Origin of the sequence: Tissierella praeacuta (assembly GCF_040396155.1) — a bacterium.
Classification (GTDB): Bacteria; Bacillota; Clostridia; order Tissierellales; family Tissierellaceae; genus Tissierella; species Tissierella praeacuta_A.
The window spans coordinates 1-18,620 of sequence record NZ_JBEBOY010000031.1 but is presented as its reverse complement, the minus strand read 5'-3'; the positions used below and the strand labels follow the sequence as shown (position 1 = coordinate 18,620).

The window sequence follows — 18,620 nt, the reverse complement described above, 5'->3', positions numbered from 1 at the left end:
AAAATTAAAATTAGATAGGGTGTGTAGTTTGGATTTTTATAATAAAAGGGGTAGTTTTGAAACGTTTTTTGACAATAGGTCTGCTATAATAGTCCAGTTTGAAAACGGAGATATAACTAAAAAACAGTTTTTAGAATGTAATTATAATTTAGTAAGGAAAATGAATTTAAAGCCTTTTTTAAGGATAGACAGCTATGAGATGGGAATGTATAATTATCAATATTATAATGTTTTGGCTAAATATTTTAATATGTTGGCAAAGGAAGTAAAAAACACTAAGAAACATCAGAAATATTATAATTATTATCTAAACAAGGGCAATAATTATTATCATGAAAAAGATAAAGCAGCTCTTAGCCTGCTGGAGTACTTAGGATTTAAAGGAGTAGAAGCATACTATATAAATGTTAATTCTAAACTTTTAAATGGTAAACTTTATGAAATTGTTCTTCTTGATTATAAGGAGGCAATATTTCATTCTAAGGCTATTTGGCTGTTAGACATACTTAAAAAAGAAGGAGTATTCATAGAGGAAAAAAAGATGTCTTTAATAGATGAATATATTAATGAAACTTATTAGATAAAAAATAACAGTCTTTCTTAGAAAGACTGTTATTTTTTATCTGCAATTAATTTAACTATTTCTTCTACGGAAGTACCTACTTTAATTTCATAATCACCGGATTTAAGCTTAGTGTCTAGATTTAACTCTTGAGCTTTTTGAACAAAATCAGTTTTACTAACAAGACCATTTGATTCTAATATACTTCCAATTTTAGATGGTAGAGAGCCTGAAGGAATTGTAATTTTAACAATTTTACCATCATTAGATTGATTTTGATTATTAGAATCTTGTGGTGGAGTTTTAGTATCATTATTTCCTGAATTATTATCTTGGGCACTGTCAGTATGTTTATTATCAGTCTGTTCTTGATTGTCATCTATTGAATCAGGTTTATTATTTTCATTGTTTTTATTATCTTTATTATTTTCGACAATATTATTTTTAGGTGGTACATCTAGGGCATCTTTAGCAAATAGAAGGTCAAGTCTCCAGGCTATGACTAAAACTACGATGCCTACTATTCCAATCATTATTATGTAATCCACAGAGTCATATAGGAAATCCTTTAATCCTTCAAAAAAATTTTTCATATTTTCACCTCTCTAAAGAACTTTTGTAAAAATTTAAGTTTTAATATAACTAATAGTGTATAATATAATTATAACATAAGATTTTAGAAAAGGTGAGAAAACTTTGCGAGAAATAATAATAGATAAAAATGAAAATGAACAAAGGTTAGATAGATTTTTAAAGAAATACTTAAGAGAAGCGCCTCAAGGCTTTGTATACAAAATGATTAGAAAAAAGAATATAAAGTTAAATAATGCTAAGGTTCAACCAGAAACTACCATTTATGAAGGGGATAGGATTCAACTTTATCTTTCAGATGAAACCATAGATAAATTTATCGCTAAGAAAGAAGAAATAAGGTCAAAGCTTATACCTAATATTTTATATGAAGACAGTAATGTTATACTGATAAATAAGCCAGCTGGTATATTGTCTCATGGTGCATCTAAAGAATTTGAAGAAAATGTAGTTGATAGTATGATTTCATATTTAATTGAGAAGGGTGATTTTGTGCCTAGAATTCAAAAAACATTTACTCCTTCTATATGTAATAGGCTAGATAGAAATACTTCTGGTATAATAATTGGAGCGAAAAATTATGAAACACTAAAGAGTATAAATGAAGCAATAAAGAACAGTAAAATAAGAAGATTTTATAAAACCATAGTTAAGGGTAATATAAAAAAAGAGTTTATAGTGGAAGGTTATCTATCAAAGGATGAAGATAAAAACAGAGTAACAGTTCATGAAGAAGATTTTGAAGGCTCAAAGAAAATCACAACCATTGTAAAACCTCTTAAAAGTGAGAATGGATATTCTCTTCTTGAGATTGAGCTAATTACAGGAAGAACTCATCAGATAAGAGGGCATCTATCTTCTTTAGGGTATCCAGTTATTGGGGATAGGAAATATGGAAATAAGGAAATAAATAAAAAATTTAATGAAGAATATTCCCTAGATAATCAATGGCTTCATGGATATAAAATAGAATTTAATGGATTACATGATGAACTTGAATATTTAAATGGTAAAGTTTTTACTAGTGATTTAATGGGGAAAGCTGCAGATATAGAAAAAAGATTATTTGGGTAATTTTGGAGGTGGTTATGTGACTAATAAGATTAAGTTACATGTAGAGGGAAAAGGAGAGATTTCGGCAGAAAAGGATACAGCTCTAAAAGATATAGCTAAAATAATATTTGAAGAGGATTATAAGAAATATTTAGGTGCTAAAATAAATAATGAAGTTTTCAATTTAAGCAAAACTGTAGAAGAAAATATGGATGTAAAGTTTTTAGATATTAGTGATGTAGATGGATATAGAATATATACTAGAACCATATCTGCCGTGTTTATCATGGCATGTAAGGAATTGTTTCCAGAAAGAACGGTAAGAATAGAACATTTTTTAGGTGAAGGTCTCTATGCAACTTTTGAAAAGGGATATTCCATAACTTTTAAGGAAGTTGAAGAAATACAGGAAAAAATGAAGGAAATAGTTGAAAATGATTTCTCAATAGTGCGTGAAAAAATGGCAAAAGACAAAGCTATGGAACTTTTTGAAAAATATAATTATTATGATAAAATAAGACTTTTTAACACTTTGGATAGGGAAGATATAGATGTATATAATATAGGAGGACATATAGATACATATCATGGATTCTTAGCACCTTCTACAGGATATGTGGAAGTTTTCCAGCTTAAGTACTATTATCCAGGAGTTTTAATTATGTTTCCTAGTATGAATTCTAACTATAAATTACCGGAATTTAGAGAACTAAAGAAATTATCTAAAGTATTTAAGGAAGCTAATGACTGGGGAGATATATTGGATTTAGCATATGTAGGGTCCTTAAATGAGAAGATAATAGATGGAGGAGTTGCAGAGGTAATTAGAATATCAGAGGCGCTTCATGAAAAGAAAATTGCCAATATTGCAGATAGAGTTTGTGAAGATGAAGACATTCACTTAATTTTAATAGCAGGACCTTCATCTTCAGGGAAAACCACTTTTTCAAAACGACTAGCAGTCCAATTAAAAGTTAATGGAAAAAGACCAATATCAATTTCAGTAGATGATTATTTTGTTGATAGAGATAAAACTCCATTAAATGAAGATGGAACCTACGATTTTGAAACTATTGATGCAATAGATTTAGAGAGATTAAATAAGGATTTAATAAGATTATTAGAGGGAAAAGAAGTTGAATTACCTAAGTTTAACTTCATTACGGGTAAGAGTGAGAAATCAGGTAAAATAGTAAAGGTAGACAAAGATCACCCGATAATTGTTGAGGGAATTCATAGCTTAAATCCTAAAATGACCAATTATATTCCTGAAAAAAATAAATATAAAATTTATATATCAGCCTTAACCCAGCTTAATATAGATGCCCATAATCGTATTCCAACTACAGATGCCAGACTTATTAGAAGAATCGTAAGGGATATTAAATACAGAGGAAATGATGCTACTCGCACTTTAGAAATGTGGACTGGAGTAAGAAATGGAGAAGAAAAATACATTTTTCCTTTCCAAGAAGAGGCGGATATAATGTTTGACTCTGCCTTGGTGTATGAATTAGCAGTTTTGAAAAAACATGTGAAACCATTATTAGAAGAAATAAATAGCAGTAGCATTTATTATGGAGAAGCTAAAAAACTACTTAAATTCTTAGAATACTTTAGGGATATTGAAGATGAAGGGATAATACCACCTAATTCGATTTTAAGAGAATTTGTAGGAAAAACTTACTTTGATATTCATTAGCAAGGGGGAAGAAATGGAAGAATTGTTATCTAAAATCATAGAAAAAAATAGATATTTAATATCTAATGGGAAAGTAGCAGATTATATACCAGCCCTATCTAATATGGATCCTAATAATATAGGAGTATGCCTAATGGATGTAGGTGGAAAAATTCATAAAGCAGGAGATTATAACCTAAAATTTACAATCCAAAGTATATCTAAGGTTATGAGTCTTATGTTAGCTTTAATAGATAATGGTGAAGATGAGGTATTTAAAAAAATTGATTACGAACCAACAGAAGAACCATTTAATACACTATTTAAATTAGACTTTCCCCACACAGTAAAGCCTTCCAATCCTATGATAAATTCAGGTGCTATAGTTACTACATCATTGATTAAAGGCGAAGGAGAAGAAAAGTTTAATAGATTGTTAGATTTTATTAGAAATGTAACAGAAAACCCAAATATATCTTATAATGAGGAAGTATATCTATCAGAAAAAGAGACGGGACATAAAAACAGAGCAATGGCTTATCTAATGAGGGCAAGGGGATTTATAGAAGGAGATGTAGAAGAGATATTAGATGTGTATTTTAGACAGTGTTCAATAGAAGTTACTACAGTTGATATTGCTAAAATAGGATTATTTATAGCTAATAGATGTAAAATGATAAAAAAACAAGACAAACAAATATCTGGGGACAGGGTAGCATCAATAGTAACAGCTATTATGGCAACTTGTGGAATGTATAATTTTAGTGGAGAATATGCTGCTACAGTAGGGATACCATCAAAAAGTGGAGTTGGTGGAGGCATATTAGGAACAATACCAAATAAGATGGGCATTGGTATATTTAGTCCGGCACTAGATCAATATGGTAACTCTATTGTTGGATACGGAATTATGAGAGATTTATCTAAAGAATTAAATCTGAATATATTTTAAATAATAGGTAGGAGGGAGGATATCCCTCCTTTAACTTTATTTATTAGTTTCATACTTATTGTAAATAAGGTAAAAATATAATAGAATTAATACAACATAAGAGAAAGGTGATTATATGAAGCACAGCATAAGAATATCTATATTATTAATTGTTATTGTTCTTCTTGTAGGATGTAGTAATAAAAATTTAGATGGAAAAAAAACTAGTCCTGAAGAATCTAACAATAATTATATAGAGGACAACAAGGAAGATAATAAAGAAAATAATAAAGAAGAAGTGGACATTATAAAAGATAGGATTGACTCTATGTCATTGGAAGAAAAAATAGGTCAATTAATGATTGTAGGTTTTGATGGAACTGAGGTTAATGATGAAATTATAAGAACTATAGAAGAACTTAAAGTTGGAGGGTTTATACTATTTTCAAGAAATATAGTAGATGAAAATCAAACATTGAGCTTACTTAATAAAATTAAGGAAACAAATTCTAATAATGATATTCCATTATTCTTATCTATAGATGAAGAAGGTGGAAGAGTAAGTAGATTACCTAAATCATTTGTAAAGATTCCAGTAGCTATGAAAATAGGAAATAAGAATGATAAAGATATTTCTTATAGACTAGGTAGTATATTAGGTAGAAGAGTAGGCTCAGTAGGGTTCAATGTAGATTTTGCACCTGTATTAGATATTAACTCTAATCCAAAGAATCCAGTAATAGGAGATAGATCATTTGGCAGTACTGTAGACCAAGTAGCAAATAATGGATTACAAGTAATGCTGGGAATAAAAGATACAGGAATAATCCCAGCTGTAAAACATTTCCCAGGACATGGTGATACAGATATAGATTCACATATTAAATTACCTATGGTAAATAAGACTATTGACCAGTTAAAATCTTTTGAATTAGTTCCATTTATGGAAGCTATCAATAAAGATGCAGATATGGTAATGGTTGCACATATACTTTATCCTAATATTGATAAGGATTATCCTGCAACTATGTCTTCAAAAATGATTCAAAATATTTTAAGAGATGACTTAGGATATAATGGTGTAGTGGTATCCGATGATATGACTATGGGTGCTATAGTTGAAAATTATACCTTAGAAGATGGTGTATTGTCATTTATCAAGGCAGGTGGTGATATAGCTTTAGTTTGTCATGGTAAGGAAAATCCGGCAAAGGTATTTGAGAAAATAAAAGAAGCAGTTAAGATTGGAGAATTAAATGAGAAGGATATAGATGATAAAGTCTATAGAATCTTAAAACTTAAGGAAAAATATAATTTAAGAGATAATATAATTACTGATATAGATTTAGAAACATTAAATAATGATACTAATAAATTAATTAATGACATCAATAGATAGTACAGTATTTAAATAAATTAGGGGGGATATATTGGTAGTTGGAATATGTTTTATATCCATAGGCGTATTTATTTATATAGTAGAGAATTATAATATAGAGACCTTAGATGGAGAAAGAGTTTTTAGTAAAAAAGAAGATATAATTAAAGATAGAAAATATAGATACAAGATTTTAACAAGTGTTTTCTCCTTATTGTTAGGAGTATTTAGGATTTTGAGTAGGATTATATATTAAGGTGGATTTATTATGTGGAAAAAAATAATAAAATTAATAATATTAGCTTTAATAATACTAATACCTAATACAATATTTGCTGAGGATGTAAATTCTATTATAGTAATAGTTGATGAATTATCAATAAAAACAGTAGAAGAATTATATCTTGGGAAATATAGTTTAGGGTTCGTAAATTTAAAATCAAGACCACCATATTCGGAAGAAGGATTATATTTATCCATAAACACTGGTAGAAAGTTGAGCCTAAAGGATATAGGGAAAAAAGATGTAAAGATAAATTATTTGGGAGATATATTGGCAGAAGAAAAAGTTTCATATATTGGAGACGGGAAAGGTTATTTTTTAGTTGGGGATAAGGAAGGAACAGTTGATTATAGTGAAGATTTTATAGTATATGATTATAACTGGCTTATAGACAACACAGATACTTTATTAGATAAATCAAATGTATTGGTATTAGAATATGAATTTCAACAGGATGAAGAAAGAATAGATATTCTAAATAAATATTTAAATCATTATAAAGATGGACAAATAACTATTTTGCCAAAGACTGTTGCTAAGGAAGATAGATATCTGTTGAATAGATATCTAGTTCCTATTATCCATATTAATGGAAAGAATAATGGATTATTAACAAGCTCATCTACTAAAAGAGTAGGTTTTATTGCTTTAGAAGATATTTCAGCTCATATAAAGGAAGTATATGGACATATTAGAAAATCTGATATAGGAAAACCCTTTAAATTTATAGAAATAGATAATCCTAAAAATGAATTTGAGAATATATATAAAAAAAATATTAATTTATTAATTGTTGCATATTTATTTCATGGGCTTACTTACTTTGCTCAAGGATTAGTTGGAATATGGATTCTAAAGTTTAATAAATTGAATAAATGGATATATAATATTTATGTTTTTACATTTGTAAATATATGTACGTCTTTAGTATTAGGGCTATTTGAATTTCATAGAAGCCTTCTTCCTTATTTAGTTATTAATATTTTCATATCTTATTTAATTACAAGATTTATGGTAGAAAGGAAAGTAGATTTAGTTAAATATCTTTGTATACCAACATATATTTTAATTGTTTTAGGTACTTGTTTATATCCTAATATGATTTATAATTCATATATAGGGTTTAACAATCTAGTATATGGAGCCAGATATTATGGATTAAATAATGGCATTATGGGGGTTTTATTGGCTACATCTATATTAAGCTTTTTTAGTATAACTCAATCCATAGACAGTGTTGCTGTAAAAAGACTTATTGGGATATGTGTTTTTATTGTAAATATGTTAGTTTTATCTACGTATTTTGGAGCAAATACTGGTGGATTTATAACATCTATTGTATTGTTTGGAATTATGGTTTGTATTTTGTTTTTCCCTAGTAACAATAGATTTAAAAAAATAATCCTATTATTCTTAGTAGGAGTGTTTATATTCAGTCTAAATATATTATTTGATGATATTACAGGAGAAAACACCCATGCATTTGGATTCTTTTATAGACTAAAAGAGAATGGTTTATCCGAATTTATTTCAATGGTATCCTTTAAAGCTAAAGAACTCTTTAAATTGACCGTATTACCGCCATTTTCTATAGTATTAATTTTTCAAGCAATTATACTTAAAAAGAAAAAGGAAACTGTAGAAAAAAATGAAATATTAAAAAAAGAAGCAATGATAATTCTCATTACTTCTTTAATAGGATTTATATTAAATGACACAGGTGTTATTACTCTTATTTATATGATTAATTATTTAATATTAACTATAATTACTAGTAGACAAAGTATAGAGTAGGATTTATTCATTTATATGAAGTCTAGATAAAATAATAATTGCCAAAGCTGCTGAAAAACCTGCTATACCTATGATGAGTTTGAAACCTCCAAGATTATAAATAATTGGGCCTACTATACTATAGAATGTTATTGTTATAGCATTCATAGTATAGAATAAACTCATGAAGGTTCCTCTTTTTTCAGGAAAAATTTCAGAGCATAATGCTTGATAAGAAGTCCAGCCACCATCTAATCCAAAGGAGAATATTGTTGCTAATCCTAGTACAGGATATAAAGAACGAAAATAAGGAATTGGGATTATGGCCAGTGTTGTTATAGTAAATAATATTTTAGATATTTTAAATTTACCAAGTTTATCAGAGAAAATTGCAGAAAAAAGTATGCCAGAAATTGTACCAATGGCTACAATAGTATAAGCAATACCAATATTTACTTGAGTAACATTGAAACTATTAGATAGATATATACTTAAATAATTTAATATTAAAGATGGCCCAGTAAGTAATAAAAATACAGTGATTAATACTTTTTTGGTAACTGGATTTTTTAATAGGGATAAAAATTCCTTCTTATCTATTTTTACATCGGGAGATTTTTTAGTCTCTGGTAAGCGCATCAATAAAATTAAAGACAAGGATCCTACAATAGCCAAGGGTATATATACAACTGTAAGATTACTATATTTACTCACTAGATAAGTAGCATAAATAGGACTGGAGAGTATAGCGATACCAAAGGCAGTTCTAAGTAATCCAGAGGCCTTTCCACGATTATCATAAGATATAAACTCAGATATGTAAGATAGATTTGCAGCACTTATGGAAAAATAAGCAAAACCAATAAATATTCTTCCAAAGGCGAAAATATATGGGGATTTGGCAAAAGCTCCAATAATAGCTCCAATTATAAATAAAGTCAGAGAAATAGTTAGACTTTTTTTCTTTCCGTGTTTATCTGCAAATACTCCTAGATAGGGAACTAAAAAACCAATGGCTGAATACCCGAGATTAAATAATATTACCATACTTTCTTTTATGGAAAAATGATTAGCAAGAAATGGTGCTAATGGACCGACTATGCCCATTTCTATCGCCACTACTAATTGGATTAAAAAGGTAGTTAAAAACATTAAGAAACTATTCATTTTACGCCTCCAGTCTTTAATTATTAATGAGTATATCTTATAATACAATTGAAAAAAAAGCAAAGCTATTATATAATATTATAATATTCGTGACTCGAAATATTTTATTAAATAGTTAAAGGGAGTGATTTTTTGATTAAGAAATTTGCATCGTATTATAAACCTTATAAAAAATTATTTTTTACGGATATGTTTTTTGCACTTCTTATATCCATATCCGATCTCATTTTTCCGATTTTCACTAGGAAAATGATAAATGAAATAATACCAGAAGGAAGAATGGACCTTCTAGTAAGATGGACAATTATAATGATTTTTTTATTTGTTCTTAGATATGCAAGTAATTATTTTGTATTATATTGGGGTCATATTTTAGGTGTAAAAATTGAACATGATATGAGGAAGGATATATTTTCTCATTTACAATCCTTACCATTTAGTTATTATGACAATACTAAGACTGGACATATAATGTCTAGAATAGTAAATGATTTAAGAGATATAACAGAACTTGCTCATCATGGGCCAGAAGATTTGTTTATATCTTTAGTAATGTTGTTAGGATCTTTTGTAATATTAATTACAATTGAATGGAGACTTACTTTAATTTTATTTACATTCATTCCTATTGCAATATGGTTTATTATGACAAAAAGAAATAGAATGTCAAATTCATTTAGAGAAGTAAGAAAAAAGATTGCAAATGTAAATTCGCAACTTGAAAATAGTATTTCAGGAATTAGAGTTGCAAAATCATTTACTAATGAGGAATATGAAATTGAAAAATTTAATGAGGGAAATCTTAGATTCAGCAACGCTAGAAAAGAATCATATAAGGTTATGGCTGAATTTTTGGCTGGAATTGGAATTTTATCCAGCATGCTCAATTTATTAATCATAAGTCTTGGAGGATATTTTGTATATAAAGATATAATTAATGTTGGAGATTTATTTTCTTTTACACTTTTTGTTAATTTTTTTATGCAGCCAATTAGAAGACTTTCCGAGTTCTCTCAGCAATTACAAGATGGTATGAGTGGATTTGAAAGATTTGTTGAGGTCATGAATATAGAGTCAGATATTATTGATAGAAAAGATGCAATAGAATTAGATGAAGTAAAAGGAGATATTCAATTTAACAATGTGTCCTTTAGTTATAATAATGGTGAAAATACTGTACTTTCTAATTTGAATTTATCTATTGATGCAGGAAAGACTGTAGCTTTAGTTGGACCTTCAGGTGCAGGAAAGACCACATTATGCCATCTTATTCCAAGATTTTATGAAATAGAAAAAGGAGAAATATTATTAGATGGTATTGATATTAGAGATATTAAAATTAAGAGTTTAAGAAAGAAAATTGGTCTTGTTCAACAGGAAGTATTTTTATTTACAGGTACAATTCGTGATAATATAATATATGGAAATCCAGAAGCTGACGATAAAGAAGTAATTGAGGCAGCTAAAAAAGCAAGAATACATGATTTTATATTATCCTTACCAGATGGGTATGATACTTATATAGGAGAAAAGGGAGTTAAGTTGTCTGGTGGACAGAAACAGAGAATTTCAATTGCAAGATTATTTTTAAAAAATCCACCGATTTTAATATTAGATGAGGCTACTTCGGCTCTTGACAATGAAACAGAAATAATGATACAGAAATCCTTGGAAGATCTGTCTAAAGGAAGAACTACGTTAGTAATAGCTCATAGATTATCAACTATAAAGAATGCAGATGAAATCTTAGTATTAACTGCTGATGGAGTTGAAGAAAGAGGAAATCATGAAGAATTGTTAAAAAAAGACAAACTGTATGCAAAATTATATAAATCTCAATTTAAGGATTTACTGCAAGAATAGTGTCAAATACGCCTCCCTTAACATATTATATTAGAGGAATGTAAAGGGGAGGTGTTTTTATGTATTCTGATTATCCAGAATTGTATTACAGAATTTATCCAAAGGTTATAGAAGCAGTAAATGAACATCTAGATGAGAACTACTCCATGGAAAATATTACTGAAGAACAAATGGAGAAGATGGTTGATGACATATATATAAAGATGGCATATGAATGTCCAGAGATACATGAAGATCCATATGAAAGGAGGTCTAGAGGAAGAGTTAGAGCAGAACAACGGATATTTTATGGAAGAAGTAGGCTTATTAGAGATTTAATAACTATATTACTGATTTCTGAATTATTTAGAAGAAATCAGAGCTTTTATCCATTATAAGAAATAGGCTGAAGACAGCCTATTTTAGTTTGAATATTGTTTTTTGGGTAATATATATAGTGAAGAATAAAAAAATGTAAAGTCTTTGTAACTATTTATTAATTTCTTTGTAACCAATAGAATTAATATTTATAATATGCTAGAATTAAATATGTGAATAGGATAAGACAATACATAGAGAGGTGACATAAATGAAGAGAAGATATGTTTTTTTATTTGCCATTATAGTGTTTTTAATTGGAAGTACATCAGTAAAATTCTTTTTTAATTCAACTAGTACAGCAGTAGCCGTAAGTGTGACGGATACCTTAGATATAATTGGGAAAAAGAATCCTATTAGTCTAGCATTGGACGAAGAAATTAAACAAATTAAAGAAGAAAAATTGAGAGTTGAACTAGAAGCTAAAAGGATAGAAGAAGAAAAAACTAAGGATAAGAAAATAGCATATTTAACTTTTGATGATGGACCATCCAAGCACTCAACTCCTGCAATTTTAGATATATTATCTGAATATGATATTAAAGCAACTTTTTTTGTTTTGGGAAAAATGGCGAAGATTAACCCAGATATGATAACGCGAATAAATGAAGAAGGTCATTCAATTGGACATCATTCTTATAGTCATAACTATAGTTATATCTATAAAAATACCAATAATTTTTTTGGTGAATTAAATTCTACAGAAAAAGTGCTAAAAGATATTTTAGGAGAAGACTTTGAAACAAAATTATTGAGGATGCCGGGAGGTTCCTTTGAAAAGCATAAACAAAAGTTTTTGAAATTAGCAAAAGAATCGGGATATAGAAATTATAATTGGAATGCATTAAATGGCGATGCAGAAGGTATAAGCATACCAAAAGATAAATTGGTGAATAGATTAAAGTCTACTGCTAAAGGCAAAAAAGAAATTATTGTATTGATGCATGATACTGATGCTAAGAAAACCACAGTTGAAGCTTTGCCTGAAATAATAGAATATCTTATAAGAGAAGGATACGAATTTCGAGCATTAGAGCAATAACTAAGATTAGGATGTGATTTTTGGTGGATAAATCAATTCTTGTAGTAGAAGATGAATCGTCTATAAGAAAGTTTATAAAAATAAATTTAGAGCGAAATGGTTTCAATGTATTGGAAGCTGAAAGTGGAGAAGAAGGAATATTAATTGCAAGAAAAGAAAAAATAGACATGGTAATTTTAGATATTATGTTACCAGGAATTGATGGATTTCAAGTATGCAAAATTTTACGAGAGGAGTTTCCAGATTTAGGTATAATAATGCTAACTGCCAAATCACAAGATGTGGATAAAATAATGGGGTTGGAATATGGAACTGATGATTATATGACTAAGCCATTTAATCCAACAGAGTTAGTATTGAGAGTAAAATCTTTGGCAAGAAGGATAGAGTCATCGGAGGATATAAAAGATAGTACTATATTGGTCTCTAAGCCTTTTGAAATAGATACTTATTCCCGTAAATTCTATAAGGAAAATTGTGAAATAGAGCTTACTCCTACTGAATATGCCATAGCTAAACTTTTTCTTCAAAATCCCGGTAAAGCTTTCAAAAGAGATGAGATTTTAAATCTAGTATGGGGATATGATTTTGTTGGAGATTCTAAAATCGTAGATGTAAATATTAGAAGACTTAGAGCTAAAATAGAGTATGATTCTAGTAAGCCTAGTTTTATAGAAACAGTTTGGGGAATCGGGTATAGATGGAGAGATGCAAATTAGAAACCATATTAATTAATAGTATTTTTAGATTAGAGGAATGATAAATGAATAAAAGTATAAGAATTAGGCTTGTAAAGAACTTCATGCTAATAATCATTATAACTGTGGTTATTTTAGAAGTAGTACTTATAAATGGCGTTAAGGAATATTATTATAAAAATATTGAGGATATACTTACTAATCAAATGGAGTTTTCAATAGATTATTATTTAAGATATTTTTCCTCTGGAACATTAGAAGATACTGTTATAGACGATGTAGATACATTTTGGCAGCATACAACTGCACAAGTTCAAATACTTAATTTTGATGGGGAGTTATTAATGGATTCCTTAGGAGTTGCAAATGATGAATCAAATCTATATCCAGATATTAAAAATGCAATGAACGGAGAAAAGGGAGTTTGGATAGGAAGTGCAAACTATTATAATAGTCCAATAATGTCTATTTCTATGCCGATAAAGGACAGAGGAAGAATTATAGGAATAATAAGATTTATTACTTCTCTTAAGGGGACTAATGCAGTAATAAGAGCTATTTCTTTATTACTATTGGGAATGGGTCTTATAGTTATTTTTATTTCAGGTATAGTAAGTATTTTTCTTGCAGATTCCATAGTGAGACCTCTTAAAGAAGTTACAGATGTTGCAGAAAAAATGGCCGATGGACAATTAAGAGTTCGAAGTAATATTAAATTACAGGACGAAGTTGGTAAATTATCAGATACATTAAACTATATGGCTGAGGAATTGATTAAAAAAGAACAGATTAAGAATGATTTTATATCTTCAATATCTCATGAACTTCGTACCCCACTTACGTCAATAAAAGGATGGGCTATTACATTAAAATCTGAAGATTTTGGTGGAAATGAAATTGTACAAGATGGTCTTGAAATCATTGAAAAAGAAAGTGATAGACTTAGTAATATGGTTGAAGACCTTTTAGATTTTTCTAGATTTGTTTCTGGAAGGATAAAGTTGGAAAACGATGAATTTCAAATAAAAGATACAATTGAAATGATTGGAAAACAATTAACTCCTAGAGCTATAAATAATAGGATTGAATTTATTATAAATATAGACTCAAATTTGGGATATATGCTTGGAGATGAGAATAGAATAAAGCAAGTACTTATTAATCTTTTAGATAATGCCTTTAAATTTACAGAGGAAAATGGTAAGGTAATTTTAAATGCATATAAAGAAGACGATAATTTAGTCTTAGAAGTGAAAGATGATGGAATTGGTATATCTGAAGATGATTTACCAAAAGTGAAGGAGAAATTTTATAAAGGCAAAAATAGTAAATCTCATAGTGGAATAGGGTTATCTATTTGTGATGAAATAGTTAAACTTCACAACGGTACTATGGACATATTATCAAATGTCAACGAGGGAACTAAGGTAACGGTAAAATTGCCACTAAGGGAGGCTTCCAAATGAGAAAAATATATTTGATTATATTAGCTATGATCTTAGTCACTTTTATAACTTCTTGCAGTATTAATAAATTTGAAATAAAGGACAGGATAAAAGCTCCAGAAAATAATTTACCACCTTTACAAGGAAAATGGACTATAGATAATTTTATTGATAACCCATATAAAAAAGGTGGTATAGTAGATACAGAAGTTTTAACTGGGAGAGAAGCTTTATTTCATAAATCTGCCATAGTAATAGGCGATAATTATGCTGTAGAACCAACTTATAGATTGAAGAATGTAAAGCTTGCAGATTATTTGTTATATAAATATAAAATATCACCTAAAGAATTAGAACTTTCAGATGGAGATGCACAAATAATAACTGTATTTAGTAATGATCAATATTTTCATGAATTTATTAAATATAATGATAGTGAAATGGTTATTTTTTTTGAAGATAGATTTTACTTTTTAAAGAAGAGTGTTGACCAGATAAGTAAAGAGGAAATTGATAGATATATAAATATTGAGGAAAGTATTATGAGAATTGCAAATACTGAAGAGATGGATATTTTACGTTCAGGTATTCTTTTAGGAATAAAATCCCATGTTTATGATGAGACAAATCAACTTGACAATTGGGAATATAAAACTATTTGGATTAGAGCGAATAATCGTAATATAGCATCTGTATATAAAATGAATGATTTATTAGTACCAAGAAAGAAAGGGTTTTGGTTAGTAAATGTAAAAAGGGAAGATATAGATAACCCTTTAAATGACAGAATTAAAGCAACGCAAAAAGGAGATATTAAGGAAGAATTTATTGAGGATAGAACAGGCTATTTATTTGGAGCTGCGTTGGAGCCTAGGGCTAAGGCTTTTCAGCCATCTATACTAAAAAATATTTTATATATCGGTAATGATTATGTTTCTACTGAGGCAATTAATGTTTCAAATGGAAAGAGAATGCTACAAGTATATCCAATTGACCATCTAGATGATGAAAGACCTATTAAGATTTCAGATATAATTGGAGAAGAAGGACTTAGGATATTTAAAGATGGTGCTCAAAATGCAGTTAAAACAAATTCAAATATATCGTTAAATGAAGAAAGTTTTGGTTTAGCTAGGAGAAATGGATATTGGATTATGAAGGGGAGAATAAATTATAATAGTGAAAATGAGGAAATTTATAAAGATTATAATATAAAAACAATACCTCCTAAAGAATTAGTAAATTATGATGAGTTAACTATACCATGGAGTATTATAAAATCAAAGATACCTGAAGCCATAGATGCTTTTACATCACCTAATGAAGATATAATAATAATTGTAACAAGAAACAATTTACTTTTATATTCTATTAATAATAATGAAATATCTCAAAAGGAAATAGGAAGCATCAAGATGGATAATTCAGAAACAATTGTAATGGCAGAATGGGCTACAGGTAGATATGCTACATTATGGGAAGATGAGTTTCTAAAGAATGAAACGGAAGTAGTAAAATATTAAGCTAAAATGGGGGAGAGGAATGAAGGAATTAATAGTTCATTTAGAATTCGCAAAAATACTAGGAGTATTTATACTAGGAGCAATAATTATTACTTCTGTAACATATCTTATTTTCAGGAAAAATAGATTTATAAAATATATTCCAGGATTTATTTTAATGATTATTGGAATATACAATTTATTTTATATAGGAAAAGATTCCTTTACATTAGATGGAGTAAATAGATTATTTATTATAATGATTACAATGGTCGCTGGATTTGTTGGAGTATCGACTGGACTTGTTATTGGAATATTTAAAAAGGGAAGGGAATAAGTTAAATATTCCAAATATTTCTATTAGACGTAGCTACAGCTGTAGCACCCGCATCTAGACTAGAATTTAAATCATATTTATCCGTAATCAAGCCACTGGCAATTACGGGTATTTTTGTATCATTAATAATTTTTCTTATTATTTTAGGCATAATACCAGGCAGCAATTCAACAGCGTTTGGTCGCATCTTTTTTATAGAAGATATGGCATTATCTAAGGAATAGGAGTCAGATATAAATAGTCTTTGGATGGTGAACATGCCCATATCTTTGCTAAGTTTTACTAAATTGCTTTTTTCTGTTATTATTCCATCTGGTGATATGTTTTTAATTATATATTCTAATCCCCAAGTATCCTTAGAAAAACCATCTATAGAATCTATATGTATATATAGACCTTTATTTTTTAATTTTATTTTATTAGATATTTCCTTGAGATAAAATATATTTCCCTTCAAAAGAAATATGATTTCGCAAGGAGATTCCAATGCATCATCCAATGTATTCAAATCTTGAATTGTTGCAATTATAGGGTTTTGTGCTATTCTATCAAAAAAGTGTGTCATTATCTCACCTCTAAAACTTTTTATTTAATTATGAGATTTAATAAGTTCTAATTTTTGCTGTCTTGAAAACTGTTTTATTGCATATTCTCTTTTTTGTGCATCTATTTTGTTAGTAAATTCCTCAAAATATACTAGTTGTACTGGTAGTCTAGAACGGGTATATTTTGAAGCTTTGCCTGAATTATGCCTAGATACTCTTTTATCTAAATTTACAGTCCAACCTGTATAAAGAGTATTATCATTACACTGTAGGATATATACATAACACAAAATTAAATCACCTAATCTTTCAAAATATCTTTAACTACTTTAGATATAATATCATAGGAATATCCTTTTCTTTGTAGAAAGCCAGAAAGTTTTCTATAAATACTATTTCGATCATCGTTTTTATAAGAATTTAGTTTTTTCAATGCTATTTTCATAGCTGTTTCATATTGTTCATCAGAGTCTACAATAAGAAATTCATCTATAATATCCTTTGATATTCCCTTTAACATTAATTCATATTTTATTCTTTCGGGGCCAAGTTTATTTAGATTCATTTTATCTTTGATAAATGATTGGGCAAAAAGTTTATCATCTAAATATTTGTTCTTTCTACAGTAGTTCATGGCATATTCTATATAAGAATCTTCAAAGCCTTTACGTTTGAGGGCATTGTATATTTCTTTTTCAGATCGTTGTCTATAGGAGAGTAAATTTAGTGCATGATTTGTAACCTTATTTTGCTCTTCAGCTTTGAGAATATCTTTAATAAATTCATCACTGACTTCCATATCAACTTCTAGTTTATATTTATATCTTAATTCTTGTTCTATTCCTATGGAGAAAACATTATCTACATAAATATTAACTCTATTTTTATTTCTTTGTGGTTCAATACTAGTAATCTTCATAATAACTCCTTTTATTTATTTCTTTGATTAATTATTATATATACCCCTAATACTATTATTAGTATTGGCCAGAATTTTACTAAACTTGCCAATCGAATAGTAAACCAAGGAAAAAATATCTTAGTTAACATGAAACTACCCCAAAGTATTAAAGCACAGCCTATTAAAATAGGAGTATTGCTGCGAAGTTTTTCATTACGTTCATTATAATCATCACTGTAAATAATTCCGTCGTCTTCAGGTATAACAAAACAGCAAATTAGATAAACTAGCACTGTAGTACCAAAAGATGACAATCCCAGTAATAAACAAATAATACGAACTATAGTGGGGTCAATATTAAAATATTCTCCTATACCGCCACAAATACCGGAAAAAATTCTATTACCTTTAGAACGCCGTATTTTATTCAAATTATCACCTCGTTTCCTTTATAACATATAGCGTTAATCATAATTCATAACGCTTGAAATCACTGTATCTTACACAGTGA

20 protein-coding genes are annotated in these 18,620 nt (G+C 28.4%); 14 read left to right on the top strand and 6 right to left on the bottom strand.

From position 1 onward, the window contains the following. The first annotated feature begins 19 nt into the window (after positions 1 to 19). Positions 20 to 580 (top strand): DUF6648 family protein, encoded by a 561-nt coding sequence (locus ABWP20_RS13600; RefSeq protein ID WP_353096492.1) that lies wholly within the window; start codon positions 20 to 22, stop codon positions 578 to 580. A gap of 32 nt (positions 581 to 612) precedes the next feature. Here the strand turns inward: ABWP20_RS13600 and ABWP20_RS13595 are convergent, their stop codons facing one another. Beyond that, on the bottom strand, positions 613 to 1,155 hold the full coding sequence (locus tag ABWP20_RS13595) for a hypothetical protein (protein WP_353096491.1): 543 nt from the start codon (positions 1,153 to 1,155) through the stop codon (positions 613 to 615). A gap of 103 nt (positions 1,156 to 1,258) precedes the next feature. On the opposite strand from ABWP20_RS13595, the gene ABWP20_RS13590 reads away from it, so the two are divergent. The 6 genes from ABWP20_RS13590 (at position 1,259) to ABWP20_RS13565 (ending at position 8,273) form a co-directional block, all read left to right on the top strand. Further along, the gene (locus ABWP20_RS13590; RefSeq protein WP_353096490.1) at positions 1,259 to 2,227 is read left to right on the top strand and encodes an RluA family pseudouridine synthase; all 969 of its coding nucleotides are present in this window, start codon (positions 1,259 to 1,261) and stop codon (positions 2,225 to 2,227) included. A gap of 16 nt (positions 2,228 to 2,243) precedes the next feature. Then, positions 2,244 to 3,908, top strand: coding sequence for a nucleoside kinase (locus tag ABWP20_RS13585; protein WP_353096488.1), 1,665 nt, complete (start codon positions 2,244 to 2,246; stop codon positions 3,906 to 3,908). 13 nt (positions 3,909 to 3,921) lie between these two features. After that, positions 3,922 to 4,839 carry a glutaminase A gene (gene glsA / locus ABWP20_RS13580; protein ID WP_353096486.1) on the top strand — a complete coding sequence of 306 codons (918 nt, stop codon included), beginning with the start codon at positions 3,922 to 3,924 and terminating at the stop codon, positions 4,837 to 4,839. A 115-nt stretch (positions 4,840 to 4,954) separates the two neighbouring features. Continuing rightward, on the top strand, positions 4,955 to 6,217 hold the full coding sequence (gene nagZ, locus ABWP20_RS13575) for a beta-N-acetylhexosaminidase (RefSeq protein ID WP_353096484.1): 1,263 nt from the start codon (positions 4,955 to 4,957) through the stop codon (positions 6,215 to 6,217). A gap of 31 nt (positions 6,218 to 6,248) precedes the next feature. Then, a complete protein-coding gene (locus ABWP20_RS13570; protein WP_353096482.1) occupies positions 6,249 to 6,452 on the top strand; it encodes a hypothetical protein in 204 nt (67 codons plus the stop codon). A 12-nt stretch (positions 6,453 to 6,464) separates the two neighbouring features. Beyond that, positions 6,465 to 8,273 (top strand): flagellar basal-body rod protein FlgG, encoded by a 1,809-nt coding sequence (locus tag ABWP20_RS13565; protein ID WP_353096480.1) that lies wholly within the window; start codon positions 6,465 to 6,467, stop codon positions 8,271 to 8,273. Positions 8,274 to 8,276: 3 nt separating this feature from the next. Here the strand turns inward: ABWP20_RS13565 and ABWP20_RS13560 are convergent, their stop codons facing one another. Further along, positions 8,277 to 9,419, bottom strand: coding sequence for an MFS transporter (locus ABWP20_RS13560; protein WP_353096478.1), 1,143 nt, complete (start codon positions 9,417 to 9,419; stop codon positions 8,277 to 8,279). Positions 9,420 to 9,551: 132 nt separating this feature from the next. On the opposite strand from ABWP20_RS13560, the gene ABWP20_RS13555 reads away from it, so the two are divergent. The 7 genes from ABWP20_RS13555 (at position 9,552) to ABWP20_RS13525 (ending at position 16,663) form a co-directional block, all read left to right on the top strand. Continuing rightward, positions 9,552 to 11,282, top strand: a complete 1,731-nt coding sequence (locus ABWP20_RS13555; protein WP_353096476.1) for an ABC transporter ATP-binding protein — start codon at positions 9,552 to 9,554, stop codon at positions 11,280 to 11,282. 59 nt (positions 11,283 to 11,341) lie between these two features. After that, on the top strand, positions 11,342 to 11,659 hold the full coding sequence (locus ABWP20_RS13550; RefSeq protein ID WP_353096475.1) for a hypothetical protein: 318 nt from the start codon (positions 11,342 to 11,344) through the stop codon (positions 11,657 to 11,659). A 191-nt stretch (positions 11,660 to 11,850) separates the two neighbouring features. Beyond that, complete coding sequence (locus ABWP20_RS13545; protein ID WP_353096474.1) at positions 11,851 to 12,681, top strand: polysaccharide deacetylase family protein; 831 nt, start codon at positions 11,851 to 11,853, stop codon at positions 12,679 to 12,681. Positions 12,682 to 12,704: 23 nt separating this feature from the next. Continuing rightward, a complete protein-coding gene (locus ABWP20_RS13540; protein ID WP_353096472.1) occupies positions 12,705 to 13,400 on the top strand; it encodes a response regulator transcription factor in 696 nt (231 codons plus the stop codon). Positions 13,401 to 13,444: 44 nt separating this feature from the next. Continuing rightward, the gene (locus ABWP20_RS13535) at positions 13,445 to 14,845 is read left to right on the top strand and encodes a sensor histidine kinase (protein ID WP_353096471.1); all 1,401 of its coding nucleotides are present in this window, start codon (positions 13,445 to 13,447) and stop codon (positions 14,843 to 14,845) included. Next, entirely contained in the window at positions 14,842 to 16,347 is a 1,506-nt protein-coding gene (locus tag ABWP20_RS13530) for a hypothetical protein (RefSeq protein WP_353096470.1), read from the top strand. Before ABWP20_RS13535 ends, ABWP20_RS13530 begins: the two co-directional genes overlap by 4 nt. A 19-nt stretch (positions 16,348 to 16,366) precedes the next feature. After that, complete coding sequence (locus tag ABWP20_RS13525; protein WP_353096469.1) at positions 16,367 to 16,663, top strand: hypothetical protein; 297 nt, start codon at positions 16,367 to 16,369, stop codon at positions 16,661 to 16,663. A 1-nt stretch (position 16,664) separates the two neighbouring features. On the opposite strand, the gene ABWP20_RS13520 is transcribed toward ABWP20_RS13525, so the two are convergent. From ABWP20_RS13520 to ABWP20_RS13505, 4 genes are read right to left on the bottom strand one after another with little or no spacing between them, the layout of a single operon-like run. After that, on the bottom strand, positions 16,665 to 17,228 hold the full coding sequence (locus ABWP20_RS13520; RefSeq protein WP_353096467.1) for a glycerol-3-phosphate responsive antiterminator: 564 nt from the start codon (positions 17,226 to 17,228) through the stop codon (positions 16,665 to 16,667). 24 nt (positions 17,229 to 17,252) lie between these two features. Then, on the bottom strand, positions 17,253 to 17,498 hold the full coding sequence (locus ABWP20_RS13515) for a GIY-YIG nuclease family protein (RefSeq protein ID WP_353096466.1): 246 nt from the start codon (positions 17,496 to 17,498) through the stop codon (positions 17,253 to 17,255). 11 nt (positions 17,499 to 17,509) lie between these two features. After that, the gene (locus tag ABWP20_RS13510; protein ID WP_353096464.1) at positions 17,510 to 18,127 is read right to left on the bottom strand and encodes a regulatory protein RecX; all 618 of its coding nucleotides are present in this window, start codon (positions 18,125 to 18,127) and stop codon (positions 17,510 to 17,512) included. 11 nt (positions 18,128 to 18,138) lie between these two features. Further along, positions 18,139 to 18,540 (bottom strand): PspC domain-containing protein, encoded by a 402-nt coding sequence (locus tag ABWP20_RS13505; RefSeq protein ID WP_353096462.1) that lies wholly within the window; start codon positions 18,538 to 18,540, stop codon positions 18,139 to 18,141. Positions 18,541 to 18,620 lie beyond the last annotated feature (80 nt).